Origin of the sequence: Flavobacterium aquariorum, assembly GCF_003254745.1 — a bacterium.
Lineage (GTDB): Bacteria > Bacteroidota > Bacteroidia > Flavobacteriales > Flavobacteriaceae > Flavobacterium > Flavobacterium aquariorum.
In genome coordinates this window covers 1-17,531 of the sequence record NZ_QKXH01000014.1, presented here as the reverse complement: position 1 = coordinate 17,531, position 17,531 = coordinate 1, and the positions used below count along the sequence as shown (strand labels likewise).

The window sequence follows — 17,531 nt, the reverse complement described above, 5'->3', positions numbered from 1 at the left end:
TAAAAATGATTCTATTTTAGAAAAAAAATAAAAAAATAAGTATTTAAATTAAGTATTTATACGTATGTTTGCGTAGTAATACTTAATTAAATGATTATGATTAATGTGATAGTAGTCGGAAACGGCATGGTAGGTTATAAATTTTGCGAGAAATTCATTTCGAAATCTGGGCAAGAAAATTATCAAATTACAGTATTTGGAGAAGAACCAAGACGCGCTTATAACAGAGTTCACTTGAGTGAATACTTTGCAGGCAAGACCGCTGACGATCTGTCGCTCTCAACAACAGCGTGGTATAAAGAAAACAATATCCTATTAAACACTTCGGAGTTAATTACTGATATCAATAGAGATCAAAAAACAATACATACGCACTTAGAAAAAACATATGAGTATGATTACTTAGTTTTGGCAACAGGATCAGCCGCTTTTGTACCGCCAATAGATGGCGTTGAAAAAGAAGGAGTCTTTGTTTACAGAACTATAGAGGACTTAGATGCCATAATGAGTTATGCAAAAAAAATAAAAGCCAACGGCGCTACCGAAGCCGCTGTTCTTGGTGGCGGATTATTGGGATTGGAAGCTGCAAAAGCTGTACGTGACTTAGGTTTAAACCCTCATGTAGTTGAATTTGCACCACGCTTGATGCCCAGACAATTGGACCAAGGCGCTAGCGATATGCTTCAATCCAAAATAGAAGAATTGAATATAGGGATCCATCTCAATAAAGCAACCCAATATATAGATGGAGAAGAGAGCATAAAAGGAATGATGTTTGCCAATGATGAATTGTTAAAGGTAGATATGTTGGTTATATCGGCCGGAATAAAGCCCCGCGACGAACTAGGAAGAGTTTCCGGACTTGAAGTAGGCGTTAGAGGCGGTATTGTGGTAAATAATAAAATGCAAACATCAGATCCTAATATTTATGCCATTGGTGAGGTTGCCTTATACAATCAAATGATTTATGGTCTTGTGGCTCCTGGCTATGAAATGGCCGATGTTGCCGCCGAGCAAATCCTCAAAGGGGATAAAACGATGAGAGATACCATCGATATGTCTACTCAATTGAAATTAATTGGAGTTGAAGTTGCGAGTTTTGGTGATCCTTTTATCGAAAATGAAAATGTTACTGCTATTGTTTACGAAAACAAATTCAGTGGCATTTACAAAAGAATCAATGTCACCAAAGACGGAAAAACATTATTGGGAGGAATCCTTGTAGGAGATTCATCAGATTATAATGGGCTATTCCAAATTTACGCTAACGCTCTAGCGTTACCTACAAATCCAGAAGATTTAATTCTAGGTTCTCGTGGTGGTGAAGGATCTACATTGGGAAGTGCAGCCGACTTGCCTGACACGGCAGTAATCTGTTCCTGCGAGAACGTAACCAAAGGCGCACTTTGTTGCTCGCTTATCGATGGAACTGCAAGTACTTTTGCCGATGTGGTGAAATTGACCAAAGCAACAACAGGCTGTGGTGGTTGCAAGCCAATGGTTGTGGATATTGTAAAAGCCACTCAAAAATCACTTGGAAAAGAAGTCAAAGATACCATTTGCGAGCACTTTCATTACACCAGACAAGAATTATTTGATATCGTAAAAATCAATAAATACACTAACTATTACGAAGTAATCGATCATCACGGAAACGGTGATGGCTGCGAAGTTTGCAAACCGGTAGTCGCTTCTATTTTCTCAAGTATCTACAACGACACAGCCAACAAACACGTTACCACCCAAGACACCAATGACCGATTCCTGGCTAATATCCAAAGAAACGGAACCTACTCGGTAGTGCCAAGAGTTGCCGGTGGTGAAATCACTGCCGAAAAACTAATCGTGATTGGTGAAGTCGCTAAACAATTTGACCTATACACAAAAATAACCGGAGCACAACGTGTGGATTTATTCGGCGCCCACTTAGATGATTTACCAAAAATTTGGAAAGTACTAATTGACAATGGTTTTGAAAGCGGTCACGCTTACGGAAAATCGTTAAGAGCCGTAAAAAGCTGTGTCGGTAACACTTGGTGTCGTTACGGAATGGATGATAGCGCCGGTTTTGCCATCGAACTTGAAAACCGTTACAAAGGTATTCGTGCCCCTCACAAAATAAAAGGCGGAGTTTCGGCCTGTATCAGAGAATGTGCCGAGGCAAGAGGAAAAGATTTTGGTTTAATTGCTGTAGAGGGCGGATGGAATCTTTACATCTGCGGAAATGGCGGTGCCAATCCAAAACACGCCGTTTTATTGGCCGAACAAATCGACAAAGCAACTGTCATCAAATACTTAGACCGTTTCTTGATGTACTACATCCGTACTGCAGGACCACTGGTTAGAACTGCCACTTGGCTTGACAAACTGGAAGGCGGAATGGATTACCTAAAAGAGGTAATCATATTTGACCGTCTGGGAATCTGCGAAGCGCTGGAAACAGAAATGGAATCTCTTGTTGGCACTTTTGAATGTGAATGGAAACAAGTATTGGAAAAACCAAGATTATTGAAACGTTTCAGCCACTTTGTTAACACTGATGAGAAAGATGATAATATAGAGTTTGTTCCGCTAAGAGAACAAAAAATGCCGAGACCTTGGTAAAACACAAATTAGCAAGAATTAAAAAAACAAATAATATTTCTAATCTTGGCTCCGCTACTCCTCAGAGTGGGGCTGGGATCAGAAAACAAAACTAAATCCCATGGAAGAACTATTAAGCCAATACGAAACCGTAAACCTAAACGCAGTAAAAATTTGGTTCAAAGCCGGAAGCATCAAAGATTTTCCAAGTAACAGAGGCGGTTGCATCAAATACAAAAACAAACAAATTGCTATTTTCAATTTCGAAAGAAGAAATGAATGGTATGCTTGTCAAAATGCCTGTCCACACAAAATGGAAATGGTTTTATCAAGAGGAATGACCGGCTCTGCTGATGGAGTTCCTAAAATTGCCTGTCCGATGCACAAAAAAACATTTTCATTGGTTGATGGTTCCAATCTAAACGGTGACGATTACAAAATTGCGACCTATCCGGTAAAAGTGGAAGGAGATGAAGTATTCGTTGGGTTTTTAGAATAATGTATATGCGTAAATGTTTCGAAATAAACCATACAATTACTTAACTATATTTCTATAGTTATTCAATTATTTTCTACCTTGAAAAAGACTAAAATAACTTCGTTAAATTTTGCATACCTTATTTCAAAACCTTTACTATCTTTGAATATATACTATTCCAAATGAAAACTATCCCATTCCTAAACGCCAGTGCTTGGATTGATGCCGAAAACGAAGCCGATCCAAACAGCGAAATTTACCAAGACGTAACCTACCCAAAAGAGTTATTATACTCCGATAGAATGTATGAAAGACTGATGGCTTTTCAGCCCGATGCGTCAGAAGCCGTTCAAATAGCAGCCAAAGCACAACACATTTGCCGTTGGAAAATAGCAAGAGAATCCTATCCCATGGATCGTGTGGGGTATTTGAAATGGCGAGAGGATTTAAAAAAATTTCATGCCAAACTAACTTCCGAAATCTTAAAAAAAGCAGGCTACGAAGATACCTTTATCGACCGCGTTTCCTTTTTGATCGAAAAAAAGCTACTCAAAAAAGACGAAGAAACTCAACTTTTGGAGGACGTTATTTGTTTAGTGTTTTTAGAATTTTATTTTGATGCTTTTGCCTCCAAACATGATATCGAGAAAATGAAAAATATTATTCTGAAAACCTGGAACAAAATGTCTGACAAAGGACATCAGGAAGCGCTGAAAATCAATTATACCCCAGAAAATCTTCAACTAATTAAAGACTCTTTGGGATTGTAAATTATTCTTTAAAATTGGCAAATAAAAAACTGAAACTCGGATTTAAAAAACAGTTACAGTATTTCACATGAAAAAAAAATCCAAAGTCTCTTTAGATAAAATTTCATTTATAAAACTAAGGCGAATGTATCTATTCGCCTTAGTTACTATTGCTGTAACAGTACTTTTGAGCCAGCTCCTTATTCAATACAACCTAAATAGTCAACTCAGCGATTCCCGAATAATAAACATATCCGGAAAGCAAAGAATGCTAAGCCAAAGATTGACTAAAGAAATTTTGATTCTTAATTTCATTACCGATTCTTTGCAAAAAAAGAAACAAATCGATAAAGTTTCTGAAACTATATCCGAATGGAAATCCAATCATTATTCATTGGTAAACGGAAATGACAGCTTGGGTTTTCCAAAAGAAAAAAATCCCATCCTAGTCCAATATTTTGAAAATCTAAAGCCTAATTTTGATACTTTACTTGAGGCAAGCAGTACTTTTTTGGATAATAAAAAACAAAATAAAAACGAGCAGCAAAACAAAAAATTAGTTAAGACCATACTCGACAATGAAGCTGTTTTTCTATCGGAAATGAACCAAATTGTTGGCGAATACGATAAAGAAGCTTTAGAAAAAGTAACCCGACAAAGCAAAACTGAATATGCTATTCTCGCTTTTACCCTATTGGTTTTATTACTGGAATTTATATTCATTTTCAAACCAACCAACAAGAAAGTGGAATCGCTAATTTCCAACCTCCTATCTTCAGAAAGAAAAGCAATAAAACTTGCCCAGGATACTGAAATCATCAGCGAAGCCAAAGAAAATTCCGTAAAAGAATTGAAATCGCTCAATTATGCAATGGAAAATACCCTACTCTATTGCCGAATTGCCACAGATGGAACCATCATCCACATTGGCGAGAAATTCTCCAAATTAATACAATACAATCCTTTCCTTTCGGATAAAAAATTCGGACAGGTATTGACTCCTGTTGAAAAAGAACAACTTATCATCGACCGAATCGTACTCGAAAACCATCGCAGAGGTTGGCAAGGAGAATTGAACATCACCACTCGTAACGAGCAATCACTTTGGTTGGATTTATCGATGGTGCCGGTAACGATAAAAAAAGATGAATCGGAACTATTAATTATTTGTTTCGATATTACCGAACGTAAAAAAGCGGTACAGGAAGTGGAACGCCTGAATGCGGCCAATGTTGCCGACAAACTAAGCCAACAAAAAGTTATTTCGAGCAAGATTGTCGAAAATCAGGAAAACGAACAAAACCGAATCGCAAGAGAAATTCACGATGGAATAGGACAAATGCTAACTGGATTAAAATTTAGTCTCGAAAGCATCAATCTGGACGACAAGGAAAAATCCACCGTAAAAATAGAATATCTAAAAAAACTAACCCTTGACATCATCAAAGGTGTTCGCACTGCCACATTCAATTTGATGCCTCCGGAATTGAGTGACCACGGAATCAATTCGGCTCTTGCTAAACTCACTTTGGAACTTTCAAAACTTACAGGCAAGAACATTCTCTTTTACAACAAAACAGATTTCAACAGCCGATTGGATTCTTTAATCGAAATTAATATTTATCGATTGACACAGGAAGCAATCAACAATGCGATCAAATATGCCGATTCTACACATATCATAGTGCAGCTTTCGCATAGTGCCACGCTATTGAGTATCACTGTTGACGATAACGGAAAAGGATTTGATATTAATGCCGTCGAAAAAAAGAGAAACAGCGAATCCGGAATGGGCATGCTCTTTATGAAAGAAAGGATACAATATATTAACGGTCGCGTTTTCTTTAATTCTATTCCAAATGAAGGAACTAGGATTACCTTTAATGTTCCAATATAAAAGAAAATTAGGGCGTGCCACCATAAAGAGAAGGAACCTGATTTTGAAACCGCATATTCGGTTCCTTCTCTTTATGCTGTCAGGCTATCCGCGCTACTTCGGTAGCTAGCTTTTATCCTTCACGCAACTCAGCGACTTAAAACAACTATTTCCAACAAAGAACCTTATAAAGTTTTGCTTTTTTAAAATTGTTTTTTGCTATTGAAATTGTTATTGAAATTGAAAATTACGTATCTTAGCGTCTTAAATTAGATGAATCTACGTAAAAAATAGGATTGAACAATAAGTACATTATGAGTGATAAAATTCGAGTAATTCTTGCAGACGACCACGTATTTGTGAGAGATGGCATAAAATCTTTATTGGAAAACGAAGCAAACATCACTGTTGTAGGCGAAGCTACAGACGGTCTGGAAGCATTATCCTTAATAGACAATCTCCAACCCGATTTACTTATTCTTGATATTCGGATGCCAAATATGACCGGTATTGAAGTCGTAGAACAACTAAGAAGCAAAAACAACTTGGTGAAAATTGTAATGCTTTCCATGCATGAATCCGAAGAATACGTATTGAAATCTATTCAAGCCGGAGCCGACGGATACTTACTTAAAGGATCCAGCAAAGAAGAATTTCTAAAAGCACTTCATACCGTTGCCAATGGCGGGAAATATTTCAGTGGTGACATTTCATCTATATTAATTGGTCAATTAACCAATCCTGTACTTACTGCAGAACCCAAACAATCTTTAGGAGAAGACCAAGTAATTACAAAAAGAGAGAAAGAAATTCTAAAACTTTTATTGACAGGAAAAGGAAATAAAGAAATTGCAGAAGCCTTGGACATCAGTAAAAGAACTGCTGAAGTACATCGATTCAATTTGATGAAAAAATTAAAAGTAAAAAACCTGATGGAACTTTCCAATAAGGCCGCAGAATATTCGCTTCTTTAGAGATGCTAAGAATCTGAGATACTAAGATTCTAAGATTTTTTTTTAAAGTTTAAAGGTTTAAAAAATATAGACGCCAGATCAGTACTTAGAGATTTGGCGTTTCCTATTTTATAAACTTAGCAACTAAGCTTCTCATCAACTTAGTTACTTTAATTAAAAATATACGTATAAATACTTAATTATTTTTCAAAAACTGCGAAAACGCAATTTTTTATTAGAACATACTACTTAGTTTTGTATAAAAATAATAAGTATTATGTCAACAACAAACTCCCTCTCACAATCGCACCGTATTTTATTTTTAAACACATTAGCCTTTACGGTGTGCTTCGCCTGTTGGACTCTCAATGGAGTTCTTGTCACTTTTTTGGTAGATAATGGAATCTTCAAATGGGATGTAGTCCAAGTAGGATGGCTTTTAGGAATTCCAATTTTAACGGGATCTGTAATGCGTTTGCCAATAGGTATGCTAACCGATAAATTTGGTGGTAAATACGTATTCTCTTTATTACTTCTGCTCTGTTCTATTCCTTTGTTTCTGTTGCCTTTTGCAGATAGTTTTTTCATGTTTGCATTGCTAAGTTTTTTATTTGGCATGGTTGGAACCAGCTTTGCAGTAGGAATTGGCTTTACTTCCATTTGGTATCCAAAAGAATGGCAAGGAAGAGCATTGGGAATTTTCGGAATGGGCAATGCCGGTGCTGCTATCACCACGTTTTTGGCACCTTCTTTATTAAATGAATTCTCTATATCAGACCCCCAAAATGGATGGAAACTACTTCCAGTTATATACGGAACGGCATTGGTCGTAATTGGTATTGTCTTTTTGCTTTTTACCAAAAACAAAAAAAATGAAAACCAAACCAAAAGTGTACCCCAAATGCTACAATCTTTAAAAAACACCCGAGTTTGGAGATTTGGAGCCTATTACTTCTTAGTATTTGGTTGTTTCGTTGCTTATTCACAATGGCTATTGCCGAACTTTATGAACGTATATCAAACTAGTTTGGTGATGGGCGGAATGTTTGCAACTATGTTCAGCTTACCGTCAGGGGTGATTCGTGCTTTTGGTGGCTTTTTATCCGATAAATTCGGAGCCCGAAAAGTAATGTATTGGGTATTGAGCTCGTCTGTAATTCTAAGTGCCTTACTAATGATCCCAAAAATGGACATTACCACATCCGGTCCAGGAGTTATGGCAACCAAAAAAGGAATCATCACAGCAGTTTCAAATACTCTTGTTAAAGTAGGCGAAAAAGAATTCCCTATCAATCTGAAAGTAAATAAACCATTAGAAAACACCATATTCCCAACACGTAATTCTTGGCAACAAGTGGTTGTGGCCGAAAATCAAGAAGTAAAGAAAAAAGAACTTATTGCCAAAGGAGTAACAGCCATTCATTTTAGCGCCAATATGTGGGTGTATCTCGTATTGGTCATCCTTATCGGGATTTCATGGGGAATTGGTAAAGCCGCCGTTTACAAACACATCCCAGAATATTTCCCTACCGAAGTAGGAGTTGTAGGTGGTATGGTTGGAATGATCGGTGGACTTGGTGGTTTCTTTGGACCAATCATCTTTGGATATCTATTGACCGCTACCGGAATTTGGTCAAGCTCCTGGATTTTTATATTACTATTATCTGCAGTCTGCTTGATATGGATGCACATGACTGTCACCAAAATCATGAACGAAAAACAACCTATCTTATCCAAAGAAATGGATAGAAAATAATAATTTCCATTTTAATTACTTGTGTATAGCTGCTTCCAAAAAAATTGCCATTTTGGAAGCAGCTTTTTTTTATAAATAAAGAAAAAGTCTAGTGAAAAATTTTCAGAAGACTAAAAAACAATATTTCGATTAAAAACCACAATTAACTACTAATCAACACTTTTTTAAATAATTACCAAACTTTAGATTACTAAAATCACTTCTAAAAATAATGATTTTCATTTTTTAAAAACCATTTTTTAAGATTTAAACATAAAGAACAACCTATAATTTTAATTTCCTCAAAAATCACCAACTACGTAATTTAAATTTTACAAAATAAGTACTATTACGTATATTTACTAAAGTATTAACAGCCAAACCAATAACCATGAAAAAACTATCCTTACAATTAACAGTTATACTATTAATAGCATTCACTGTTACCAGCTTTAAAAGTGTAATACCCGGTAATCCCACTTTAAAAAAAAGAAGTATAGGTCCACCGAAAACAAAAAAACTACAATTGGAAAAACCAAACGTAACCATTGGATTCATAAAACTAACCGATATGGCACCGCTCGCCATTGCTAAGTTTTTAGGTTATTTTGACGATGAAGGACTTGCTGTAACCTTAGAAGCTCAAGCCAACTGGAGAGATATATTAGACAAGGTGGTTGACAATCAACTTGACGGAGCCCAAATGCTAGCTGGACAACCTATAGCAGCAGCCGTGGGATGTGGAAGACAAGCTCAATTGGTCACCACCTATTCCATGGATTTGAACGGAAATGCCATAACAGTATCCAATTCTATCTGGTCCAAAATGAAAGATAGTATACCAGAAGAATATGGCAGACCTGTACACCCTATTCCATCTTATGCTTTGAAACCAGCCTTGAATTTTTACAAAAAAATGAACAAACCTTTTACTTTTGGTATTGTTGCGGCTTATTCAACGCATAATTATCAATTGCGATATTGGTTGGCTGCCGGCGGTATTAATCCTGGTTTTTACAACAATAATAACATACAAGGAAGCAAAGGAAATACTGATGCAGATGTTTTGCTGAATGTTACGGCTCCGCCACAAATGCCTCAAACCTTAAAATCAGGAACGATTGACGGCTACTGCGTTGGAGAACCATGGAATCAGCAGGCGGTTGAAGAAACCATCGGTGTTCCCATTGTAACAAGCAGAGAGATATGGAAAAATCATCCTGAAAAAGTATTTGTAATGACCAAAGAGTTTGTTTCAAAATATCCAAACACCTCCATAGCCATCACAAAGGCATTAATCAAAGCAGGGAAATGGCTGGACAATCCCGAAAACCGAAAAGAAGCCACCCGTATCTTATCAAAATCGGCTTATGTGGATGGAGACAAACACGTAATCGACAATTCGATGCTTGGAACTTTTGAATTTGAAAAAGGAGATGTGCGCTCCATACCCGATTTTAATGTTTTCTTCAAATACAATGCTACTTACCCATATTACTCTGATGGAATTTGGTTCATGACCCAAATGAAACGTTGGGGACAAATCACGGAATCAAAGCCTAACGATTGGTATTTGAGCAAAATTAAAGAAGTTTACAAACCGGATATTTGGATTCGTGCCGCAAATCTATTGTTGGAAGAAGGATTTATCACAGAAACTGACATACCATATACTGATGGATTCAAACCAGCAACAACCGAATTTATTGACAATATGTCCTATGATGGAAAAAAACCCGTCGAATATATTAACGGTTTTAAAATTGGCTTAAAAAATTAATAATTGATCACAAACTCTCCTTAGTAAAAAGTAAATTAATACCACAAAAAACAAATTTCCTATTCCTTAAAAACTTGATGTATTTTACAAATACATCAAGTTTTTTTTAGTTTAGAATTTCTTATAAATAAACTGAATATGTTCTTATTCCGCGTGAGTGATGGCAGTGGAGCTCTTTTTTCTTTATCAATTGCCACGGATTAAAACCCGAGGCAATTTATAAAGAAAAAAAGCGGGAACGTACAGCACGACCTGTAGTCTCGTCTTTTGGGACGAGACTACGGGGCACGCCCAAAGTAAGATTGCAGATTTCAGATCACAGGTTCAGATTACAGCTTTTAGTTTTCAATTCTCTGTCTTCTCCCCACCAAACTTGCAAAAACACAATTATTAATCTGCTATAACACCCAATACTTTTAATAATTCAAAAAAGACAACTGATTTTTACCATTCTAATTTTATTTGGCTTAAGATCGAAATAAAATCAACTTTATACGTATTAATACGTATTTATTACTTATTTTTGTTTGTGTAATATCATCTATAATGATTCTTACAAGGCTACTTTATAAACGAAGACATACATAATGCAAAATACAGAAATCAAAACTACGTGTTCCTATTGTGGAGTAGGATGCGGAATTATTGTAAAAAATGATTCTAAAAATGGAGTGACGGTTACAGGCGACAAAGACCATCCCGTAAACAGAGGAATGCTTTGTTCTAAAGGAATGAACTTACATTATGTGGTTAATGATACTTCGGACAGAATACTGTATCCAGAAATGAGATGGAGTAAATCACATCCAAAAGAAAAAGTAAGCTGGGATGTCGCTCTTGACCGTGCAGCAGCTGTTTTTTCTTCAATTATAAAAAAACACGGACCAGACAGCGTAGGTTTTTACATATCTGGACAATGTTTAACCGAAGAATATTATTTAGTCAACAAACTAGTAAAAGGTTTCCTGAAAACCAACAACATAGACACCAACTCCAGACTTTGCATGAGCTCGGCAGTGGCAGGTTACAAAAAAACCTTTGGCGAAGACTCCGTTCCGATTGCTTATGCCGATATAGAACTTGCCGACACTTTCTTGATAACAGGTGCGAATCCAGCTTTTTGCCACCCGATTCTATTCAGACGAATCGAACAACACAAAGAGAAAAACCCAAAAACAAAAATCATCGTTGTCGACCCGAGACGAACTGACTCGGCCATCGCAGCCGATTTGCACTTGCAGATACTCCCGGGAACTGATATCGTTCTATACCACGCCATAGGAAGACGTTTAATAGAAAAAGGACACCTCGATTTCGATTTCATAAGTAACCATACCGAAAACTTTAAGGCTTACAAAGACCTGGTAATGGGTAGTTCCTATGAAAAAGCATCCAAATTATGTGGGGTTTCCGTAAGTGACATTCACCTTGCTGCTGATATTATTGGCAAAGCCAAAGGATTCATATCCATGTGGGCCATGGGATTAAACCAAAGTGCCATTGGTGTTGATAAAAATACCGCTTTACTAAACCTTTCTTTGGTAACGGGACAAATAGGAAAACCAGGTTCAGGACCTTTCTCTTTGACGGGGCAACCCAATGCAATGGGAGGTCGAGAAGTGGGCGGAATGGCCAATTTACTGGCAGTTCATAAAGAATTAAACAATCCAGAACATCGTAAGGAAGTTGCTGATTTTTGGGGAGTGGAATCCATTTCCGAGAAACCGGGATTGACAGCTACCGAAATGTTTGACGCCTTGGAATCCGGAAAAATGAAAGCTATTTGGATTATTTGTACCAATCCAATGGTGAGTTTACCCGATGCAAGAAGAGTTGAAAAAGCATTGCAAAATGCAAAATTTGTAGTCGTTCAAGACATCTCCCACAATGCTGATACTGCAAAGTTTGCCGATTTATTGTTGCCTGCCGCAGGATGGCTAGAAAAAGAGGGAACAATGACAAACTCGGAGCGTCGTATTTCGTATTTACCTAAAGGAATCAATGCCCCAGGTGAAGCTTTATCGGATGTGGAAATCTTACTGAATTTTGCAAAAAAAATGAAGTTCTCTGGTTTCAACTTCAACAACACTGAAGCTGTTTACAAAGAATACTGCCTAATGACCAAAGGCACCAATATTGATGTTTCCTATTTAAACTATTCCCGACTAAAAAACGAAGGTACTTTTCAATGGCCAGTTCCGGATTATGGACATCCAGGAACTCCAAGATTATTCGCCGATAAAAAATTCTTTACGCCTTCGCAAAAAGCAATTTTCAATATTCCCACGAGTATTGAAAACACATCTCCACAGCCTTCAGAAAAATATCCATTTATATTGACTACGGGACGAATTCGTGATCAATGGCACACTATGACCAAAACGGGTAAAGTGTCCAGATTGATGACCCACACTCCTAGCCCAGTTCTCGAAATCAACCCGATTGATGCTTACAAGTCTGAAATAAAAAATGGTGACATTGTTGTTGTAAGCAGTAAAAATGGTGAAGTTCGGGTGAAAGCAAAAGTGACCGACACTATCAAAGAAGGTGTTCTATTTTTGCCAATGCACTGGGGGAAACAACTGGACAACGATTTGAACAGAACCAACAATCTGACCAATACCATTGTAGATCCCATATCCAAAGAACCGGATTTTAAATACACCACAGTATCGGTAATAAAATATGTAAAACCGTTCCAGAAAATCGCCGTTGTAGGTGCCGGAGCCGCCGCTTTCCGTTTCATCCAAAATTACAGGGAAATCAATACGACTGACGAAATCATCGTTTTCTCCAATGAGGAAAATCCATTCTACAACCGCGTTCTACTACCGGAATATGTGACTGGAGAATTTACTTGGGAAAGCCTTTTGAAAATAAAAAGCGATGGTATGAGCCAATTGAATATCACGATGAAATCGGGTGTGGCTATCGAAAACGTAAATACTACCGACAAAACCATAACCGACAGTAACGAAGTTGTTCATCAATTTGACACCTTGATTATGGCAACAGGAAGCCGTCCTTTCATCCCTGAAAATGCTCAACTGCATCTTCCCGGGCGCTTTACCATCCGAAAGAAAAACGATGCAGACAAGCTAAAAAACTATCTGGATGGAACTAATTTACCGACTGAAGAACAACACGTTGTAATTGTTGGCGGAGGATTATTAGGATTAGAATTAGCTGCAGCGCTGAAACACAAAAAAGTAAAAATAACGATTATACAAAGGGCTTCTAGATTAATGGAACGTCAATTGGACAGAATCTCGAGTAAATTATTGGCCGAAGAAGTACAGCAAAGAGACATTCAAATCTATTTTGATAACGAGGTAAGCACCGTATTTGAAACTGATAATGCCAACGAATTGGAAATCGCTTTAAAAAGCGGTCGAATCATTACCGCCAATGCTATTGTTTACACCATTGGAACCATTCCAAACATAGAATTAGCCAAGGAAACGGGACTCGCTTGCGGGCGTGGCGTAAAAGTTAACCAGTACTTACAAACTTCCCATCCCGATGTATTTGCGATTGGAGAAATTGCCGAATTCAATAATATGTTATTCGGAATCACTTCTGCCGCCGAAGAACAGGCCGATGTTTTGGCTAACTTTATTGCCGGCGACATCAGCAGTTTTTACAAGGGATCAGTACTAATGAATATCCTGAAACTGGAAGACATTAATCTGTGCTCTATCGGTGAAATCGAAGTACCTGAAAACGACGATTCTTACGAAGAAATTGTTTTTGCCGACTTAGGGAAACGCTACTACAAAAAATGTATCGTCAAGAACGATTTACTCATAGGTGCTATCCTAATGGGTGACAAAAATGAGTTTGCCGAATTCAAAACAATGATTGAAAGCAAAATCGAATTGGCCGACAAACGTAACACCTTATTAAGAGGAAGCAGCTCCGAAGCCAAACCCGTAATAGGAAAACTCGTTTGTTCCTGCAGTCAGGTAGGAAGCGGAAATATTGAAGAATGCATCAAAAGTGGTGTTACCAACTTTACCGAACTTTGCAAAACCACCGGAGCGGGACTCGGCTGTGGCAGTTGTAAAACCGAAGTGAAAGAGATATTAGCTAAATGTAAATAAATTGTAGTAACTAGTAATTAGTGAATAGTCCCAAGCACTATCAGAGACTAATAACTAATTACAAGTCACTAATCACTAAAAAAGACAAAATGGAATTAACAAGACTCATAGTAAAAGGGGGAGTATTATCTCCGGGGGAATTACGAGAAATTGTAAATATGGCACTCGAGCAAGGTCTTGAAGCCATCTCTTTTGGTTCCAGACAAGACATTATATTCCCAAAAGGGTTCAAAAATAACACTCCCGAAAAAATAGGGAAACATCATTTTGTTTTGCCCAACGAAAAAAGTGGCAACAACATCGTTTCCTCCTATGTATCAACCGATATTTTCAGGAATACACCTTGGCTTACCGGAAACAAATTCCTTTACATACTGGAACAATTCAAAGAACAGCCGAAACTCAAGGTCAACATAACCGACCCAAAACAGCAGCTCGTTCCTCTATTCACGGGACACATCAACTTTATAGCTTCGCATCACGAAGACTATTGGTTCCTGTATGTGCGTTTACCAAAATGGGACAAAATGGAACTTTTCCCCGTATTGATCTACAGCTGGGACATTGGCAAAATCTATTACGAAATAGAAAAAATACTTCAGGAAGAACCCGATACTGTCGATATGATTTTTCAGCTCATAAGCGACTTGGACACCAACAACAGAACCATCGACCAACCGCTGAACATCCCGTTCTACCCCTTCCCCTATTATGAAGGCATGAACAGACTCGGAATCGACCAATACTGGCTCGGACTCTACTGGCGCAACAATCTCTACGATCTGGAATTCCTAAAAGAAATGTGTGATTTGTGTTTCGACTGCAAAATCGGAAAAATATGTATCACCCCTTGGAAATCCTTCATCGTGAAAGGAATCCCAAAAGAACGCAAACTCGATTGGGAAAAATTTCTGGGCAAAAAAGGAATCAACGTCCGTCACTCCTTGTTGGAACTTAACTGGCACTTGCCTGTAGCTACAGAATGGGCTTTGAACCTAAAAACTTTTCTGGTGCGCACCCTTGACCAGTTCGACATCAGTACCTATGGGCTTACCTTCGGGCTATCCGACTATAATCGTGACGGACATTATTTCACCTCGGTGGTCATCGAAAAAAATGAATCGCCAAAGGACCTCGAATCCATCAAAATCCGAGATACTTTCAACATTTTGTATGCCAAAAACTTTGACCCCAACACCAAGGAATACATCGTACACGCACAAGATGTTGACAAACTCGAATTGCCCAATATTCTAATCGAATTGAGTAAAAAATACTTTAGTGAACTAGGTAACAGCGTACTTGAATTCCAAAACACCAGTACCAAAAAAGAGACCAAAGCACAGGACATCCACCAATGCCAAGAATGCCTAACAGTCTATAATTCGGACTACGGAGATGTCATTCAAGGAATCGAAAAAGGCACGCTTTTCAAAGACCTACCAGCTGATTACTGCTGTTCGTTATGCGAAGCCCCAAAAAGCAGTTTCATCCCATTGATAGAAACTTCGGTTTAATCAAGACTATCTGGGCGAGCCACCATAAAGATAATGGGCCAACTCATCATTGCGGTGAGTCGGCCCATTTTCTTTATGCTGTCAGGCTGTCCGCGTTACTTCGGTAACTTGCTCCCATCCTTCTCGCGGCTTCCCGTTATTGCAAGAACTGAATTCGATTATTAGAGTCTTTCCTTTTTCGGATAATCGCAAAATTGCAAAATACCTCCCTCTAGCCCCGATAGAAGTAAAAATCCTTGTGAACTGGGGTTCAGTTCACAAGATTACTTCGTCAGTTCGCTATCGCTCGTGTGTAGCGGATAGCGGGACCAATGCTTCCTAAAAATGCCTCATCTTTCTGCTTCAAAAAATACTAATCACGTTCAGGTTAAAACCTTCAAACTGAAATCTTAATTCGGCAACCTGCTATCTAAATTGTAAAATATGCAATCTTTTACTTATCTTTATCATTCAACTAAACGCCTTTACATTAACTATACGCCTTATGAACTGGACAGCCAAACTCATCAAACGCGGTGGCGAGAGCCGTATCGCCATTTATTTCGAAAAAAATCAAGATTGGATTGATCGCATTAAGCAACAAGAAGGATCCAGATGGAGTCAAACATTAGGCGTTTGGCATTTGCCTGACACCTTTGAAAACCGAATGTTATTTCAAATTGTCGAGACGCCAATCAAACTTCCTTCGACTGAGGGAATCGCGCAAATAGAAAAATTCAAATGCTGGTTATTGTCCCGCCGTTACAGTGATAGCACCATAACTACCTATACCGAAGCATTAAAAACCTTTCTGACCTTTTACAACGACAAAACGGTAGCCGAAATTAACAATGACGATGTTATTCGGTACAATAACGAATACATTTTGAACAATAATTTGTCCGCTTCGTATCAAAACCAAATCGTCAATGCTGTCAAGTTGTTTTTCTCCACCATACGAGAAACTAAGATCGAAATCGAGAAAATTCATCGTCCGAAACGTGAAAAAACACTCCCCAATGTTTTGAGCAAAGAGGAAGTAAAACTGATTTTGAATGCCCATAGTAACCTCAAACACAAAACGATGCTGAGTTTAATTTATAGTTGCGGACTACGTTGTGGTGAGTTGCTGGCGTTGCAACCCGTTCATATCGATTCCAAAAGAAATCTGGTGCTCTTAAAAAGCGCAAAAGGAAAGAAAGACAGAATAACGCCCTTAAGTCCGAAGATATTGGAAATGTTGCGAGATTATTACAAAGTTTTCAAACCCACCACATATCTGTTTGAGGGACAAATTCCCGGTTCTCCCTACGACTCCAGAAGTTTGCAGCTTGTATTAAAACAAGCTTTAAAAAAAGTTGGGATTCAAAAACCCGTTACATTGCACTGGCTTCGCCATAGCTTTGCCACCCATTTATTGGAAAGCGGTACCGATTTGCGCTACATACAGGAATTATTGGGCCATAACAGCAGCAGAACTACCGAAATCTACACTCATGTAAGCACGAAAAGTATCCGACAAATAAAAAGTCCCTTTGACGATTTGTAATCATTTTTTGCTATTTTTGAAAAACAAAAAAACGAAATAAAACTTCGTATATACACCTACCAGTTTGGTAGATAGGCGAAAGTTTGTTTCGCATATATACTAGTTATGGGGCAGTTGTGCCGAAATTACGCAGGTAATTCCGATTTGAAAATGAAGTTTGTAACTCGCAGAAAATTTACAAAGCAGAAGCGTGAAAATTGGAATCGCCAGCAGAAGTCGGAAAGTTGGA

At 37.9% G+C, this 17,531-nt stretch carries 10 protein-coding genes; all 10 read left to right on the top strand.

Translation table 11 applies throughout. The annotated features are described in order from the left end of the window. The first annotated feature begins 96 nt into the window (after positions 1–96). The 10 genes from nirB to DOS84_RS17710 all read left to right on the top strand — a co-directional run bounded on the left by nirB (position 97) and on the right by DOS84_RS17710 (position 17,302). Positions 97–2,604, top strand: a complete 2,508-nt coding sequence (gene nirB, locus DOS84_RS17755) for a nitrite reductase large subunit NirB (RefSeq protein WP_111411526.1) — start codon at positions 97–99, stop codon at positions 2,602–2,604. Positions 2,605–2,704: 100 nt separating this feature from the next. Beyond that, a complete protein-coding gene (gene nirD / locus DOS84_RS17750) occupies positions 2,705–3,082 on the top strand; it encodes a nitrite reductase small subunit NirD (protein ID WP_111411444.1) in 378 nt (125 codons plus the stop codon). 161 nt (positions 3,083–3,243) lie between these two features. Next, positions 3,244–3,831, top strand: a complete 588-nt coding sequence (locus tag DOS84_RS17745) for a DUF4202 domain-containing protein (RefSeq protein WP_111411443.1) — start codon at positions 3,244–3,246, stop codon at positions 3,829–3,831. Between the two features lie 124 nt (positions 3,832–3,955). Continuing rightward, complete coding sequence (locus DOS84_RS17740; RefSeq protein ID WP_243636399.1) at positions 3,956–5,707, top strand: sensor histidine kinase; 1,752 nt, start codon at positions 3,956–3,958, stop codon at positions 5,705–5,707. A 293-nt stretch (positions 5,708–6,000) separates the two neighbouring features. Next, on the top strand, positions 6,001–6,660 hold the full coding sequence (locus DOS84_RS17735; protein WP_111411441.1) for a response regulator: 660 nt from the start codon (positions 6,001–6,003) through the stop codon (positions 6,658–6,660). A 256-nt stretch (positions 6,661–6,916) separates the two neighbouring features. Beyond that, positions 6,917–8,395 (top strand): MFS transporter, encoded by a 1,479-nt coding sequence (locus DOS84_RS17730; RefSeq protein WP_111411440.1) that lies wholly within the window; start codon positions 6,917–6,919, stop codon positions 8,393–8,395. Positions 8,396–8,765: 370 nt separating this feature from the next. Next, positions 8,766–10,154, top strand: a complete 1,389-nt coding sequence (locus DOS84_RS17725; protein ID WP_111411439.1) for a CmpA/NrtA family ABC transporter substrate-binding protein — start codon at positions 8,766–8,768, stop codon at positions 10,152–10,154. A gap of 587 nt (positions 10,155–10,741) precedes the next feature. Next, positions 10,742–14,257 carry a nitrate reductase gene (locus DOS84_RS17720; RefSeq protein ID WP_111411438.1) on the top strand — a complete coding sequence of 1,172 codons (3,516 nt, stop codon included), beginning with the start codon at positions 10,742–10,744 and terminating at the stop codon, positions 14,255–14,257. 89 nt (positions 14,258–14,346) lie between these two features. Then, entirely contained in the window at positions 14,347–15,774 is a 1,428-nt protein-coding gene (locus DOS84_RS17715) for a rubredoxin (protein ID WP_111411437.1), read from the top strand. Between the two features lie 484 nt (positions 15,775–16,258). Then, positions 16,259–17,302, top strand: a complete 1,044-nt coding sequence (locus DOS84_RS17710; RefSeq protein WP_111411436.1) for a tyrosine-type recombinase/integrase — start codon at positions 16,259–16,261, stop codon at positions 17,300–17,302. The last annotated feature ends 229 nt before the right edge of the window (positions 17,303–17,531 follow it).